Genomic DNA, 15,406 nt, shown 5'->3' on the forward strand with positions numbered 1-15,406 from the left:
GCGGCCCGCCTCCTGGCGCGGCCCGCCGCCTCCGCGCCGGCCGGTTCCGCCGAAAGATCATCACTCGGGGGCATGATCCCCTAACATGATCCCTTCTCGTGAGGATCTGTCGTTCGGATGGGGCGGAAATGGCGACGTTCAGCCGGAGAAACCTGATCAGGACGGGTGCGGCGCTGGCGCCGGCCCTGCTCACCGCGCGCCCGGCCGCCGCCGCACCGCCGCCCACCGGGCTCCAGACGACCGGTACGGCTCCGGCGGAGCTCGCCGGGTTCGACGAGGTGATGAAGACCTTCGTCAAGGAGCGCGAGATCTCCTGCGCGCAGCTCGCGATCTCCAAGCGGGGCAGGCTCCTGCTGGCCCGCGGCTACTACACCGCGTCCCAGGCGCGATACGTCCCGCCCGTGAGCCCGACCTCGCTGTTCCGGATCGCCAGCCTGAGCAAGCCCGTCACCGCGGCCGCGGTCATGCGCCTGGTCCAGGAGGGCCGGCTCGGCCTCTCGGCCCCGGTCACCACCCTGCTGGGCCTGTCGGCCGAGGCCGACCCCCGCCTGGCGCAGGTGACCGTGCTCCGCCTCATGCAGCATCTGGGCGGCTGGGACCGGAGCGTCTCCCTGGACCACCTCTGGTCCGACCACGCGATCTCCGCCGCGCTCGACGTGCCCCTGCCGATCGACCACGCCGACATCATCAGGTACGCCACCGCCCGGCCCCTGGACTTCGCCCCCGGGACGGGGATGGCCTACAGCAACTACGGCTACATGCTGCTCGGCCGGATCATCGAGAAGGTCTCCGGAACGGACTACGAGTCGTACGTCAAGGAGAAGGTCCTCGCCCCGCTCGGCATCACCCGGATGCGGATCGGCCGCAGCCTCCGGTCGGAGGCCGCCGCGGGCGAGGTGGCCTACGCGTCGCAGTACACCGCCAAGACCGTCCTGGACGACACCGGGACCACCGTGCCGTACCCCTACGGCGGCTTCAACGTGCCCAACCACGACGCCAACGGCGGCTGGCTGGCCTCCGCCGTCGACCTCGTCCGCTTCGCCGGCGTCTTCGACGCCGCGGGCCCGGTGCTCGGCGCGGCGTCGATCGCGAAGGTGCTCGCCAAGCCCGAGATCGGTGTCAGCGGGGACGGCTGGTGGTACGGGTGCGGCTGGTACGTGCGCCAGGTCCCGGGGAACCTCAACACCTGGCACGCGGGCAGCATGCCCGGGACCTACACCTACCTGGCCCGCCTGCAGAACGGTTTCACCTACGCCGCGCTGTTCAACCGGCGCGAGGAGCAGGGCACCCCCGACTACGACGTGCTCAGCTCCCGGATGAACGCCGCCCTGAACAAGGTCGCCTCCTGGCCCGCCACCGATCTCGGCCCCCGTTACTTCTGAAGGGCCCGTTACTTCTGAGGGGTCCGTTACTCTGAGCGGCCGGCGTGCTCGCCTACAATGACCCGGCCGCCATGGGACCGATCGAGGGGCTCCCGAGCGGGGCGCCCGGGAGCCCACCGGACCGGCGCCGGGACCGGCCGTCTCCTGATGAAAGGCGCACGCATGCACTTCGGAACCACGCCGTCGGGGGAGCCCGTCGAGCGGCACGTCCTGTCCAGCGGGCGGATGCGCGCCGCGGTGCTGAGCTACGGCGCGGTCGTGCAGTCCCTGGAGGTCTCCGGGGTCGACGTGGTGCTCGGTTGCGGCACCCTGGAGGACTACCTGACGCGCAGCCGCTACTTCGGCGCGGTCGTCGGGCGGTACGGCAACCGCATCGCGGGCGGGCGGTTCACCCTGGACGGGGCCGCCCACGAGCTCCCGGTCAACGACGGGCCCAACAGCCTGCACGGCGGGCCGGGCGGCTTCTCCTCGCGGGTGTGGCGGGTCGCCGACGCCTCGCGGTCGGCCGTGACGCTGGAGTACGTCAGCCCGGACGGCGAGGAGGGCTATCCGGGCACGCTGACCGCGAGCGTCACCTACACGCTGACCGACGACGCCCTGGTCCTGGACTACCGCGCGACCACCGACGCGCCGACCGTGCTCAACCTGACCAACCACTCCTACTTCAACCTCGCGGGCGCCGGTTCCGGCGACGTCCTCGGGCACGTCGTCCGGATCGACGCCGACCACTACCTGCCCGTCGACTCCACCAAGATCCCGACCGGCGAGCTCGCACCGGTGGCGGGCACCCCGTTCGACTTCACGACGCCGCACGCGATCGGCGAGCGGATCGACGACCCGGCGCTGGGCGGCGGCTACGACCACTGCTACGTCCTGCGCGGAGACATCGAGGTCCGCGAACCCGTCAGCGGCCGCGTCATGCGGGTCACCACCACCGAGCCGGGCGTGCAGTTCTACTCCGGCAACATGCTCGACGGCGTGGCCACCGATTACGGCAGGCACGCGGGCCTGTGCCTGGAGACCCAGCGCTTCCCCGACTCGCCGAACCGGCCGGAGTTCCCCTCCACCGTGCTGCGCCCCGGCGAGGAGTTCACCTCCGGCACGGTCTACCGGTTCGGCTGACCCCTCGGAGCCGGGGAGCGCGTCAACGGGGCGTGTACCAGAGCACGACCTCGTCGATCTCCCCGGCGGGCCCGTCGGCGAGCACCCGGACGGCCTTCCCCGTCAGGTCGAGCATCACGATCTCGGAGGTCTTCTCCCCCCGGCGGACCGCCAGCAGGTGTCCGGCGTCCAGCCAGCCGTGCACCGCGGTCCGCCCGCCGGCCCGCACCCGGGCCTTCCTGGCCCCCGCGGGATAGGTCCACACGCACGTGTCCTCGGGCGCGTCCGGGCAGGAGGTCAGGAACAGTCCCCCCTCGGCGGTGGTGACGGCGCCGCCCGGGTGCAGGTCGCCCACGCCGGGCAGGACCCGCAGCTCCCGGCCGTCGAGTCCGTGTACCCGGACCGCCCCGCCGGAGCCCCGGTGCATCACGGTGCCGGGCTCGACGCCCCACACGTACGGATGGGGGCCGGCGGCGGGCATCCGGGTGATGCGCGCCGTACGCGCGACCGGGTCCACGACCGCGAAGCCGACGCTCGGCGCGTCGCCGCCGACCCCCTCGTAGACGGTGAGCAGGATTCGGGTGCCGTCGTCGTTCCAGGCGGGATGGAAGGTGATCAGCGGCCGGTCCACGGTGCGGATGTCGTAGGAGGCGCCGGAGGCGCGGTCCGTGACGGTGATGCGGTCGTAATCGGATGCGATCAGGCGGGAGTTCGAGAGCGACGCGGCCAGGCGCCCGCCCGGGGCCGCCACCGTCAGCCGCAGCGCCCCGGCGGGCCGGAAGGCGCCCGTGCGGGGATCCCGCAGGAACCCGGGCAGGCCCTTCGTGCTCCTGTCCGGGTTGTCGCGCCAGTCCTGGTAGGACGAGACCCAGAGCCCGTCGGCGGGGTTCTCGTGCAGCGTGATCCCGGTGCCGGGGAGGGGGGTGTCCGTCGTCGAGGCGGCCGCCATGGTCGGCGGGGCGGCGGGGGCGGAGGAGGACGGCAGCGGAGAGGAGAAGGGCAGCGGAGAGGTGGACACGTCGCCGGCGGCCAGGAGCCGGGCGGTGAGCAGGCTCCCGGCGAGCAGCCCGGCGGCGGCCAGCGCGGCCGGCGCCGCCGTCCGCCCCCGCCACCGTGTCCGCCCCGGGACGTCCGGCGGCGCGGCGGGGCCCCCGTCGGCCGGTATCCCCAGCGAGCCTGGGCCTTTCCCGGAGGCTGGCCCCGGCGCGGCAGGGCCTTTCCCGGAGGCTGGCCCCGGCGCGGTAGGGCCCTCCCCGGGCGGAGGTCCCGGTACGGCGCGGCGGCTGCCCTCCGGGAGGATCTCCCGCGCGGGCACCCGCTCGCCCAGCAGGCGCATCAGCGCGCCCGCGGCGGTGGGCCGCCGGGCGGGGTCCTTGTCCAGGCAGGCGCTCACCAGCTCGCGCAGCTCGCCGTCCAGCTCCGCCGCCCCACCCAGGTCCGGGGGCTCGTTCAGGATCCGGTTGATCACCGTCGGCGTCGGCCCGGTCCCGAACGGAGGGCTCCCGGTGGCGGCGCAGACGACGGTGGAGGCCCAGGCGAACATGTCCGCGGGCGGTCCGGCGCCCGACCCGTCGAACTGCTCCGGGGCCATGTAGGGCGGGGTGCCGACCAGCTCGTCGGTCCCCGCGGTGGACTCCGTCACCCGGGCGATCCCGAAGTCGATCACCCGCGGCCCGTCCCGGCCGAGCAGCACGTTGGCCGGCTTGAAGTCCCGGTGCACCACGCCGGCCTGGTGGACGGCGGCCAGCGCGGTGAGCGTGCCGAAGACCAGCCGGACCAGCTCGGGTCCGCGCAGCGCGCCGCGCTCCTCGATCACCCGGGCCAGGCTCGGCCCGTCGACGTACTCGGTGACGAGGTACGGCCGGCCGTCGGCCACCCCCGAGTCCACGACCTGGGCGGTGCAGAACGCCCGGACCCGGCGGATCAGCTCGGCTTCGGCGAGGAACGGGCCCAGGTCGCCCGCCGGGCTCCGGTGGAGCATCTTGACCGCGACGCGCTCGCCCCCGGCCGACTCCGCGAGGTACACCACGCCCTGCCCGCCCGCGCCGAGCCTGCCGAGCACGCGGTACCCCGCCGGGAGCCCGGGATCCTCGGAGCGGGAGCGTGCGGCGGAGGGCATCAGCGCGGGGCGGCCGGGTCGAACCTGAGGACGGCCTCGTTCTTCTTCGGCATGTCGACCAGCAGGCGCTCGACGGCGCCGTCGAGGCCCACGAGCTGGAAGCGGACGCCCTTCTCGTGCGGGACCCGCACGATGACGTGCTGCTCGTTGAACCAGCCGACCAGCTCCGCCTTCGCGGGCGGCGTGACGGTCGCCCGCCGGTCGCCCTCCCGGGTGCTCCAGGCGCAGACGCTCCCGTCGCCCTTGGGGCAGTAGGTCGCGAAGAGGTCGCCCGACGGGGAGAACCAGGAGGTGCCCTGCGGGCTGCCCACCCAGTGCAGCGACCTGGCCACCCGGCCGCCCGTGTCGTAGACGTTGATCCCGATCCGCGTGCCGTCCGAGAACCCGCGGGCGATCCGGCCGTCGGGCATGAAGGTGAACGGCCGCGCCACGTCGTCGGAGTACTCGGCCTGCACGGCGGCGGCGGTGCGGGCGACCGGGTCGATGAGCACGAAACCGGTGATCAGCTTCTTGTCCGGGTCGTGGATCGACATCAGCAGCCGGGAACCGTCGCGCGACCAGACCGGGAACATCGTCTGCAGCGGCTGCTTGACCGTGTTGACCGTGAACCGCTCCCCGGTGGCCGGGTCGCTCAGCCGTACGTGGTCCTGGTCGGAGTCGAGGAACTTCAGCCACGGGTTCAGCGCGACCCACCTGCCGTCCGGGGACGGCACGGCCTCCTCGGCCGTGCCGACCCTGCGGAAGCCGCCGGACCGCTCCCGCAGGTAGGACGTGTACGGCTGGCCGCCCAGCAGGTAGGCACTGAGCTTGACGGGGTCGGACGGGTGCTCGTGCACGACGGTCGAGGTGCCGTCGAGCCTCACCTCCGCGCTCGGCTCCTCGACCTTCTCCCACGCCGCGGAGGTCGGCTGCGCCGTCGCGACCGGGCCCGGGACGGCGGTGGACGCCGGGGCCAGGGAGCCGCCGGGCGAGGCCGTCGCGACGGCCCGCCGGACCTCCGCCGGTCGCGGCGGCGCCGCCAGGTACACCGCCGCGCCGGAGACGGCCGCCACCGCGACGAAGGCCCCGCCCAGGAGCAGCGCGCGCCGACCGCGGCCCCCGGACGGCCGGGTGGGCGGCTCCTCGGTGACCCGGCCGGTGGCGATGGCCGTGGCCGTCTCCAGGAGCGACTCCTCGCCGACCAGCCGGAGCAGCACCGCGCCGGCGGCGGGCCGGGCCGCCGGGTCCTTGGCCAGGCACTCCGCCAGCAGGGCGCCCGGCTCACCGGGGACGGCCGACAGGTCCGGCTCGTCGTGCAGGACCCGGTTGATCGTCGCGGCCACCGTGCCGGCCCCGAACGGGGCCGCGCCGGTCGCGGCGAACGCCACCGTCGCGGCCCAGGCGAACACGTCGGCGGGCGGGGCGGGCGGGGCCCCGTCCAGCTGCTCGGGCGCCTGGTAGGCGGGCAGGCCGACGGGCGTGGTCGGCGCGCCCTCCACGGCCGCCAGCGCCCCGGTGAGGCCGAAGTCCACGACGACGGGGCCGCCGGGGCCCAGGACGACCGTCTCCGGCCGGATGCCGCCGTGCACGGCGCCGGCCCGGTGGACGGCGGCCAGCGCGGCCATCGTGCCGATGGCCAGCCGGTCCAGGGCCGGGCCGCGCAGCGTCCCGTCCGCGGCGACCGCCTCGGCCAGGGTGGGGCCCTCGACGTACTCGCTCACGATGTAGGGCCGGTCGCCGTGGAATCCGCCGCCGAGCACCTGCGCCACGCCGAACGCCGACACCCCGCGCAGCGGCTCCACGGTCCGCAGGAACCGCTCGGGGTCCGCACCCGGGGGCAGCAGCCTGATCACCGCCTGGGCGCCGGAGGGATCTTCGGCGAGGTAGGCGTCCTGCGGCCGTGCGTCGCCGAGCCTCCCGGTGATCCGGTATCCCGCCAGCTCCCGCGGGTCGGACGGGGTCAGCGGTGCGGCACGTGACATGGGGTGTCCCGTTCTCGGAGGAGACGCCGTAGATCACCCATTATGGGCACGGTCCGTGCGGGGGTGAAGGGCATGACGTGATCCGGTGCCGCCCGTACCCGGCCGAATGGAGCGGCCGGGTACGGGCAGGGGACCGGGGACGGCGCGCGGCCCGCGTCCGGGGCGGCGCCAGGAGGAGGTGTGCCATGCCCGCACGCGGTGAGCCCTCGGTCGCGGCCTCGGGGGAGTGGGTGGACGACGACGGCGTGCGCATGCCCGCGGGCGAGGTGCACGCCTGGTGGCCGGGGACGAACCAGACCCTGTGCGGCTTGGCGCTCAGCCGGTCGCGGCTGCACCGCTTCCACCACGTACGGTGGCCGGAGACGTTCCCGGAGTCGGGCGGGTCGGCCGCCGAGGTGCGCCAGGTGTGCCGCAGGTGCGAGGGTGCGACCGGTCGCTCCAGCCGGGGTTGGAGCAAGGGCTGGACCCGCACCTCGCCCCGGCCCTGAACCCGCAGGTCCCCGGGCCCGAGACCCGGACTCGTGCATTCTCAGGCCCGGGCTCCTGAACCCGCTGCCGCCGGACTCTCTGCCTCCGGACCCGTGCGGCGGGCCGGGGTCAGGCCTTGGCGGCCGCGCTCTCGCCGGTGAGCGCCGTGGCGGCGCCTAGGCCGAGGTAGACGAGGCCGCTGGTGACGTCGAGACGGCGGCGGGCGCGGGCCGAGCGGCGCAGCCGGCCGGCCAGCGCGGAGGCGAGCAGGGCGAAGGCGCCGTCGCTGGCGACGCCCAGGGCGATCCAGATCACGCCGAGGAGCACGATCTGCGGGGCGATCGGGCCCGCGGCCGGGTCGGTGAACTGGGGGAGGAAGGCGAGGAAGAAGATCGCGGTCTTCGGGTTGAGCACGTTGACGACGAAGCCCTCCCAGAACATCCGCCGCCTGCTCGCGAGCGGCGTGCCGGCCGTCTCGCCGGCGTCCGCACGCGTCAGGAGCTTGCGCAGGCCGAGCCAGACCAGATAGGCCGCGCCGAGGTACTTCACGATCGTGAACGCGGTGGCCGAGGCGGCGAGCACGGCGCTGACGCCGAGCGCGGCGGCGGCCACGTGGACCACCGAGCCGGCGTGGATGCCCAGGACGGAGACCAGGCCGGCGCTGCGGCCCTGGGCGACGCTGCGGGTGACGATGTAGGCCACCGCGGGGCCCGGCACGAGCAGCAGGGCGAGGGTGGCGGCGGTGAACAGGGCGAGGGTCGCGAGATCCGGCATGTCCGGATCGTAAGCCGGGCCGTGCCCTGATCACCTCCGGTTTTCCGGCGGCGCACCGCGGCGGGAGCGGGGGCGGCCGTCCGGCCTCCCCTCGGGACCCTCTCCCGGGTCCCCCTCCGGCCCCTCTCCCATGCCCTCCTCCGAGTCCTCCTCCGAGTCCTCCTCCGAGTCCTCGTCCAAGGCTCGGTCCGGGGCTCGATCCAAGGCTCGGTCCGGGGCACCGTCCGGGCCGGGGAGGCGGTACGGCGCCGCTCGGACCACCGAGGTCAGGGCCTCCAGCAGGGCGGTCGTGGCGGGCGGATCGGGCGGCTCGCCGTAGGTGGCGGCGTAGACGTGGCGGGTCGAGCCGGGGAGCTCGATCGCGCCGACCGCCGGGTGCCGATGGGCCTGCAGTGCCAGGCCGGGCAGGGCGGTCACCCCCATCCCGGCGGCGACCAGCGCCTGGACGGCCACGATGTCGTCGGTGGTGAAGGCGATGACCGGCTCGAAGCCCTCCTGGGCGCACAGGTCGAGCAGGTGGCTGCGGCACCGCTCGCACCCGGCGATCCACCGGGCGTCACGCCGGGCGCCCAGCACGCCACCGCCCGGCACGCCGTCACCGCCTTGCACACCACCGCCCGGCACGCTGCGGCCCGGCTCCGAGCCGGCTGCTCCCGGGCAGGGCGTTCCCGGTCCGCCTGCTCCCGGGTCGGACATCCCCAGATCGGACATCTCCAGGTCGGCCGATCCCGGGCCGGCCGATCCCGGGCCCCCGCTCCCCGCGGAGACCGGGAAGCCGTCTCCCGGGACGACCAGGTAGCTGGGGTCGTCCAGCAGGTGGACCAGCCGGATGCCGTCGTCCTCAGGGGCGGTGTCGTCGTAGCGGAAGATGACCGCCAGGTCCACGTAACCGGCGCGGAGCATGCGCAGGGCCTCGGGCGGCTCGGTCTCGGTCAGCCGGAGCTCCAGGCCGGGGTGCCCGCGGGCGAGCAGGGCGGCGGCCTCGGGGACGAACGTGCCCAGGGCCGAGGGGAAGGCGGCCAGCCGGACCCGGCCCGCGCGCAGGCCCACATGGGCGGCGAGCTCCGCGGCGGCGGAGTCCACCCGGCCGATGATCTCGGCGGCCCGCTCGGCCAGCAGCCGCCCCGCCTCGGTCAGCCGGATGCCCCGCCCCGCGCGCTGGACCAGCTTGGCCCCGGTCTCCGCCTCCAGCCTGGCGAGGTGGTGGCTGACCGAGGGCTGGGAGTAGTGCAGCTCCCGCGCGGCCCCCGTCACCGAACCGGTCCGGGCCACGGCGGCGAGCACGCGGAGCCGTACGACATCGAGCACCTATCAACATTATCTATGAATCAGCGGAAAGATAGGCATTGGACGCTATGTGTCAGGGAGGCGCACGCTGGAGTCATGGGAACCATGACACTCGCGCGTCCCGGACTCGCCGAGCTGGTCGAGGGGATCCGGGAGCTGCTCAGCAGGCCGGCCGAGCCCCGCGCCACGGCCTTCGCCGTCGCGGAGCTGCTCCGCGGGCGGCTGCCCGCGCCGGAGATCCTCACCGAGGAGGAGCGGGCCGGCGACCCGGAGACCTACGTCAGGCACACCCTGCACACCGAGCCCGGCTTCTCGGTCGTCGCGGTGGTGTGGCGCCCCGGCCAGGGCACCAGGCCGCACGACCACATCGCCTGGTGTGCCTTCGGCGTCCTGCAGGGCGTGGAGTACGAGACGCTCTACCGCGACGAGGGCGACCACCTGACCGAGATCGGCCGCGCCGCCAACCGCGCCGGCGACGTCAGCGGCTTCGCCCCGCCCGGCGACATCCACCGGGTGCACAACGTCGGCGACGTCACGGCGATCTCCCTGCACGTCTACGGAGCCGATCTGAGCGTGGAGCCGACGAGCGTGCGGCGCACCTACGACCTGCCCGTACGCTGAGCCGGTCCGAACCGGTATCATGCTCCGCCGTCCGCCGTCCGCCGTCCGCCGTCCGCCGTCCGCCGTCCGCCGTCCGCCGTCCGCCGTCCGCCGTCCGCCGTCCGCGCGGAGCCGGGCGGGTGGAGACCGGGTGCGGGGACCGGGCGGGGAGCGGTCCGGGGACGCCTAACCGGTGACCCGGCCGTGCAGGAGATCGACCAGGGTGGCGTGGACCCGCTCGACCGGGCGGTCGGGGTGGAGGGCCCTGCGCTCGATCGCGACGGTCAGCACCATCCCGAACACGGCGGTCGCCGCGGTCTCGACGTCCAGGTCGCCGCGGACCGCGCCCTCGGCCACGGCCCGGCGCAGCACGTCCGCGTAGACCCCGAGCACGTCCCGGCGGAGCCTGGCCACCGCGTCCTGCCAGGCGGTGCGCCACATCTCGGCGAGCAGCACCCGGGCGAACGCGCCGTACTCCTCGAAGAACCGCAGCTGCGCCATGACCACCGCGTCCAGGGCGTCCAGCGCGGTCTCCCCGGCCGCCGCCCCGGACAGGGCGGTGGACAGCAGCCCCACCCCATGCTCGAGCAGGCCGGAGAAGAGGGCCTCCTTGGTACCGAAATTGTAGAAGACGGTGCCCTTGGCGACCCCGGCCCGCTCGGCGATCGCGTCCACGGTGGTCGCGGTGTATCCCTGCTCCGCGATCAGCTCCACCGCCGCGCCGAACAACCGCAGCCTCGTCTCGGCCCGCCGGCCGCTCGCCATCATGGTGACCACGGTAGTCACAGGGACAGCTCGGGGTGGAGGCGGCGCATCGACCAGGTGCGCCCCCGGTGCACGGCGTAGACGCTCAGCGCCAGTCCCAGGGCGGTCCACAGGGTCAGCACCCCGCAGGCCTGCCAGACCACGGCCGGGTCGCCGCCGCTGATCAGCCGCCGCAGTGCGCTGACCACCCAGCTCATGGGCAGCCACGGCGAGATCGTCTGGAAGAACCCCGGTGAGGTCTCGATCGGGTAGGTCCCGGCGGCGGAGGTGAGCTGGAGCATGAGCAGCGCCAGCACCGCGACCCGGCCGGGCGCGCCGAGCAGGGCGTTGATCGCCTGCACGATCGCCAGGAACGCCGCCGTGGTGAGCAGCAGGATCCCGATCGTCCCGGCCCAGTGCGCGGCCTGGAGGCCGAGGGCGAACCGGAGAACCGCCGCCAGCACGGCGGCCTGCGCCGCGCCCAGGGCCAGGCCGGGCAGCCATCCGCCCACGGCGATCCGCCAGGCGGGGGCCGTGCCGGCCAGGAGGCGCGGGTTGAGCGGGCGGAGCACCATGTAGACGACCATCGCGCCGACCCAGAGCGCCAGCGGGACGAAGAACGGCGCGAAGCCGGTGCCGTAGTTGGGCACCTCGTTGACGACGTGGCCGGCCAGGGTGACGGGCTCGCTCATCATCGCGGTACGGCCGGCGCGCTCCTCCTCGTCGTAGTCGGGGATCTCCCCGGCCCCGTCGCCGAGCCTGCGGCTCAGCTCGCGCGAGCCGTCAGCGAGCTCGCCGAGCCCGCCGGAGAGCCGGTCGACGCCGCCGGTGAGCTTCCCGGCCCCGCTCTGCAGGGCGCCGACCCCGGCGTCGGCCCGGACGGCCCCGTCGTGGAGCTTCGCCACGCCGCCGCCGAACTCGGTGAGCCCGCCGGAGAGCTCTCCCGCCCCGTCGCGGAGCCTGGCCACGCCGGAGGTGATCTTCCCGTTGGCGGCCGAGGCGTCGCGGAGGCCTCCGTGGACCTTCGCCGAGCCGTCGGCCAGCTTGCCGAGCCCGTCGTCGAGCCGGTTCACCGCGTTCCGGGCCTGGTCGATCGTGCGTGCGGCGCCGGAGGCGCGGTCGGCCAACCGGTCGGCGTACCGGGCGGCCTCGGCCGCGCGGGGGGCGCTCTGCCGGAGCCGGGCGAGGGCCTCTCCGGCACCGCCCGCGGGGGCGTCCGCCGCTCCGCCGGTCAGGTCGCTCGCGACCCGGCCCGTGGACTGCACGAGCCGCCGGGCGGCGGCCCGCAGCTCCGGGTCGGCGCCGGGGTCGCTCTCCAGCAGGCCCAGCAGTTGCTCGGCCTGCCGGCGGGCCTGCCCGGCCTCCCGGCTCACCTCAGGGGGCGTCCCCTGCGCACCACCACCGGCGGCGGCCGCCGCCGCGGCGTCCTGCTCCAGCGCCCGGGCGAGGGCGTGCAGCCGGGTGCTCCCCTCCTCCAGGGCGGGCACGGTGGCGTCCGCCACCTGATCGATCTTCGGTACCTGGGCGTGGACCTGCCGGTGGGCCTCCGCATTGCCGTCGGCGACCTGCCGGGCGCCCTCGGTGAGCTCACCGAGACCGCGGCCCAGCTTCCGGGAGCCGTCCTCCGCCTCGGTCAGGCCCGCGGCCAGCTTCTCCGCCCCGGCGGTGAGCTTCCCGGTGGCGGTGGCGGCGGTGCCCAGGCCGGTGGAGAGCCGCCGGGTGCCGTTCCTGAGCCGATCGAGCCCGTCGCTCAGGTCGCCCGCCCCCCGGCGGAGCGCGCCGGTGCCGTCCAGGGCCTTCCGGCTGCCGTCGTGGAGTCTCTCCGCGCCGTCGGCGGCCTTGGCGGTCGCGTCGTGCAACTCGCCGAAGGAGACGAAGACGCCGTCCCAGTAGTCCCTGAGCGCGGTACGGCCCGCGGCCTCCTTGACCTCGGCGAACACCGCGTCGGAGATGGTGCCCATGATGTAGCTGCGGCCGGTGTCCACGGTGACGCCCAGCTCCGCCGGGGTCGGCGTGCCGTCGCCGGAGGGCGAGGCGAGCCGGGCGCTGAAGTCGGCGGGGATCGTCAGGGAGAGGTAGAAGGAGCCGTCGGCGACGCCGTCGGCGGCCTGGCGGGCGCTCACCCGGTGCCAGGCGAAGACCTCGCGCTCGGTGAGCTCCCGGGCCAGTTCCCGGCCCGCGTCGACGGTCTCGTCACCGGCCACGGCCGGGCGGTCCTCGACGACGAGCGCCACCGGGATGTTCTCCAGCCTCCCCTGCGGGTCCCAGAAGGACCACAGGTAGAGCCCGGCGTAGAGCAGCGGCAGCATCACCACGCCCGCCAGCGCGGCCCGGGTGAGCCGCGAGCGGGTGAAGCGCCGCAGCTCCAGCCGTCCCAGCCGGACCGGTCTCACCGCCGTCCCTCCTCGCTCGGCGCGTCTCCGCTCCCGTCCCGGTCCCGTGCCCCGGTGTCGCCGGGATCCGGTGCGGTCCCCGTCCGCACCGGATCACCGGGGTCTTCGGGGTGTTCGGGGTCTTCGACGGCACTGGGAGCCGTGGGCCCCGTGGGCTCGGGGAGCTCCGCCGCCTCGGGGATTCTCACCGCCGAGAGGGGTTCCGCCGCTTCGAGGAGCCCCACCGCCTCAGGGAGCTCTGCGGGCCCGGAGGGCTCCACGGGCTCTGCGGGCTCCGGGAGGCCGGGGCCGCCCAGGCGGAGGGTCCGGGGCAGGGGGCTCTCCGTGCAGGCGGCGACGACGGTCAGCCCCTGCGCGGCCAGGTCCTCCAGGGTCGCCCAGAGCGCGTCGCGCCGGTCGCCGGGGAGGCCGGCGTCCACGTTGTCGAGCACGAGCAGTCCCGGCCCGTCGAGCAGGGCGAGGGCGACGCCGAGCCGTACCCGCTGCTCGCGGCCGAGCGCGCGGACCAGGGTCCGGTCGTCGGGGGAGAGGTCCAGCCCGGCCCGCTCCAGCGCCGCCGCGGCCCGGGCCCTGTTCCGGGCGTTCCAGAACAGGCCCCGGGACCGCTCGTGCACGTGTTCGCGGACGGTCAGCGACCTCTCCAGGTCGTTGACCCCGTCGACCAGGCCCAGTGCGGCGACCCGCCGGATCGCCCTCGGCCGGGACTGCCCCGCGACGGTGAGCACTCCCGAGGTGGGCCTCATGCGCCCGGCCAGGGTGAGCAGCAGGCTGGTCCGGCCGCTGCCCGCCTGCCCGGCGAGGGCGGTGAGGCTGCCCGCCGGGGCGTCCAGGCCGACGTCCCGGTAGACCGGCCCGTGCCCGCCCTCCAGGGACAGCCCCGCCGCGTGCACCGTCACCCCTCCGGGCATCGGAACCTCCACTTTTAAAACTGACTGGTCAGTACAAAAAATAGCACAGGAAAAAGCCCCGCCCTCCGCGGGCGGGGCCGCGCGGCGGATCAGCCCGCCGCGGTGGAGCCGTACTCCTGGAGGAAGAGCGCCTCGGAGACGATCGTGCGGCGGAGCTCTTCGATGACGAGCCGCTCGTTGGGCGCGTGGATCGAGGCGCCGTCGTCCTCGGCCCCGAAGAGCAGGACCTCGGCCGCCGGGAACTGCCTGACCAGCGTGGAGACCAGCGGGATCGAGCCGCCCGCGCCGACGTCGCGCGGCGGGCGGCCGTAGGCGCGCTCCATGGCCCGGTTGAGCGCGGAGCGGGCCGGGCCCGCCGTGTCGGCGAGGAAGCCCGAGCCCATGGTGTAGTCGGTGACGTCCACGCGGACGCCCCAGGGGGCGACCTGCTGGAGGAAGCCGACCACGGCCTCGATGGTCGTCTTGGGGTCGCCCGCCGGAGGGACGCGCACGGTGACGCGGGCCCTGGCCGCGGGCTGGACCGCGTTGATCGCCCCGGAGACGGTCGGCACGTCCAGGCCGGTGACGGTGATGGCGTAGGAGGCCCAGAGGCGGTCGGCCAGCGAGCCGGAACCGACCAGCGAGACCCCGTCCAGCACGCCGGCGGTCTCCCGGAACTCCTCCTCCGAGGGCCCGACCCCCAGGAAGGTGCCGCGCGGCAGGCCGGGGACGCGGATGTCGCCGTGGTCGTCGTGCAGGGCGGCCAGCATCCGGATGAGCGCCGCCAGGGCGTCCGGGGCCGCGCCGCCGAACGAGCCGCTGTGCAGCGGCTCCTCCAGGGTCCGCACCTCGATGGTGAAGGCCCCCATGCCGCGCAGCGAGGTGGTCACCGACGGGTCGCCCACCCGCGGGTTGCCGGTGTCGGCGATGATCATCGTGTCGGCCCGGACCAGCTCGGGGTTGCGCTCGACGAACGCCTCCAGGCGCTCCCCGGCGTACTCCTCCTGGCCCTCGATGAGGACCCGGACGCCCACCGGGAAGCGGCCCTGGAAGACGCGGAGCGCGGCGACGTGGGAGATGATGCCGGACTTGTCGTCGGCGGCGCCGCGACCGTGGATCGCCCCGTCGATCTCCGTCGGCTCGAAGGCCGGGGTGCGCCAGAGGGCGGGGTCGCCCGCGGGCTGGACGTCGTAGTGGGCGTAGAGCAGCACGGTCGGCGCGCCCGGCGGGGCGGGGGCCTCGGCGTAGACGGCGGGGAAGCTGCCCTCCACCGGGATCTGCCGGACGTGCGGCAGCCCCGCGCCGCGCAGCAGCTCCTCGGTCAGCGCGGCGGCCGCGCGCACCGGCTCCTCCGGGTGGCCGGGGAAGGCCACCGAGGGGATGGAGACGAGCCGCTTGAGCTCTTCGATCGCCCGGGGCAGGTCCGCGGCGACGGCGCCCTCGATCTCGTCAGGAGTCAACGCTTTCCCTCGCATCTCGACAGCTGTTCCTCTCCCTATTTGAGCACAGCCGCCGCACGGTCCTGTCCGGGCGCCGCACCTCACGGGCCGCTCCGCCGTACTCCGGCCCGGGGCCGCTCCGAGGTGGGTCAGGGAGAAGACCGGCGTCGCTGATTTCGTTGTCGTTAGACGACTGTGATGCGAATTCCGGCGTTCTTCCTGCAGAGTCCGACGCTTTCACTTGTCAAGAC

11 protein-coding genes and 1 pseudogene are annotated in these 15,406 nt (G+C 75.0%); 4 read left to right on the forward strand and 8 right to left on the reverse strand.

Annotated elements, in window-relative coordinates:
- Positions 1 to 128 precede the first annotated feature (128 nt).
- Both HS048_RS09990 and HS048_RS09995 read left to right on the forward strand, forming a co-directional pair.
- Positions 129 to 1,382 (forward strand): serine hydrolase, encoded by a 1,254-nt coding sequence (locus tag HS048_RS09990; RefSeq protein ID WP_196466776.1) that lies wholly within the window; start codon positions 129 to 131, stop codon positions 1,380 to 1,382.
- A 162-nt stretch (positions 1,383 to 1,544) separates the two neighbouring features.
- Entirely contained in the window at positions 1,545 to 2,504 is a 960-nt protein-coding gene (locus HS048_RS09995) for an aldose epimerase family protein (RefSeq protein ID WP_153054081.1), read from the forward strand.
- Between the two features lie 22 nt (positions 2,505 to 2,526).
- Here the strand turns inward: HS048_RS09995 and HS048_RS10000 are convergent, their stop codons facing one another.
- Positions 2,527 to 4,602, reverse strand: a complete 2,076-nt coding sequence (locus HS048_RS10000) for a serine/threonine-protein kinase (protein ID WP_196466777.1) — start codon at positions 4,600 to 4,602, stop codon at positions 2,527 to 2,529.
- Positions 4,602 to 6,563, reverse strand: coding sequence for a protein kinase (locus HS048_RS10005; RefSeq protein ID WP_196466778.1), 1,962 nt, complete (start codon positions 6,561 to 6,563; stop codon positions 4,602 to 4,604). Before HS048_RS10005 ends, HS048_RS10000 begins: the two co-directional genes overlap by 1 nt.
- 185 nt (positions 6,564 to 6,748) lie before the next feature.
- Here HS048_RS10005 and HS048_RS10010 point away from each other — a divergent pair, with 185 nt between their 5' ends.
- Entirely contained in the window at positions 6,749 to 7,051 is a 303-nt protein-coding gene (locus HS048_RS10010) for a hypothetical protein (RefSeq protein ID WP_068894657.1), read from the forward strand.
- 109 nt (positions 7,052 to 7,160) lie between these two features.
- Here HS048_RS10010 and HS048_RS10015 read toward each other — a convergent pair whose 3' ends face one another.
- Complete coding sequence (locus HS048_RS10015; protein ID WP_068894658.1) at positions 7,161 to 7,805, reverse strand: LysE family translocator; 645 nt, start codon at positions 7,803 to 7,805, stop codon at positions 7,161 to 7,163.
- Positions 7,806 to 8,057: 252 nt separating this feature from the next.
- Positions 8,058 to 9,113: pseudogene (locus tag HS048_RS38765) on the reverse strand (LysR family transcriptional regulator); the annotation flags it as partial.
- A 75-nt stretch (positions 9,114 to 9,188) separates the two neighbouring features.
- Here HS048_RS38765 and HS048_RS10030 point away from each other — a divergent pair.
- On the forward strand, positions 9,189 to 9,713 hold the full coding sequence (locus HS048_RS10030) for a cysteine dioxygenase family protein (RefSeq protein WP_230880792.1): 525 nt from the start codon (positions 9,189 to 9,191) through the stop codon (positions 9,711 to 9,713).
- Between the two features lie 165 nt (positions 9,714 to 9,878).
- Here the strand turns inward: HS048_RS10030 and HS048_RS10035 are convergent, their stop codons facing one another.
- The 4 genes from HS048_RS10035 to HS048_RS10050 all read right to left on the reverse strand — a co-directional run bounded on the left by HS048_RS10035 (position 9,879) and on the right by HS048_RS10050 (position 15,176).
- Positions 9,879 to 10,460, reverse strand: coding sequence for a TetR/AcrR family transcriptional regulator (locus HS048_RS10035; RefSeq protein WP_196466779.1), 582 nt, complete (start codon positions 10,458 to 10,460; stop codon positions 9,879 to 9,881).
- Between the two features lie 14 nt (positions 10,461 to 10,474).
- The gene (locus HS048_RS10040) at positions 10,475 to 12,829 is read right to left on the reverse strand and encodes a YhgE/Pip family protein (RefSeq protein WP_196466780.1); all 2,355 of its coding nucleotides are present in this window, start codon (positions 12,827 to 12,829) and stop codon (positions 10,475 to 10,477) included.
- Positions 12,826 to 13,737, reverse strand: coding sequence for an ATP-binding cassette domain-containing protein (locus tag HS048_RS10045; protein ID WP_196466781.1), 912 nt, complete (start codon positions 13,735 to 13,737; stop codon positions 12,826 to 12,828). The genes HS048_RS10040 and HS048_RS10045 overlap by 4 nt, the downstream gene beginning before the upstream one ends.
- A gap of 89 nt (positions 13,738 to 13,826) precedes the next feature.
- Positions 13,827 to 15,176 (reverse strand): M20/M25/M40 family metallo-hydrolase, encoded by a 1,350-nt coding sequence (locus tag HS048_RS10050; RefSeq protein WP_068894661.1) that lies wholly within the window; start codon positions 15,174 to 15,176, stop codon positions 13,827 to 13,829.
- Between the last annotated feature and the right edge of the window lie 230 nt (positions 15,177 to 15,406).

This window comes from Planomonospora sp. ID91781 (assembly GCF_015711595.1).
GTDB classification, from domain to species: domain Bacteria; phylum Actinomycetota; class Actinomycetes; order Streptosporangiales; family Streptosporangiaceae; genus Planomonospora; species Planomonospora parontospora.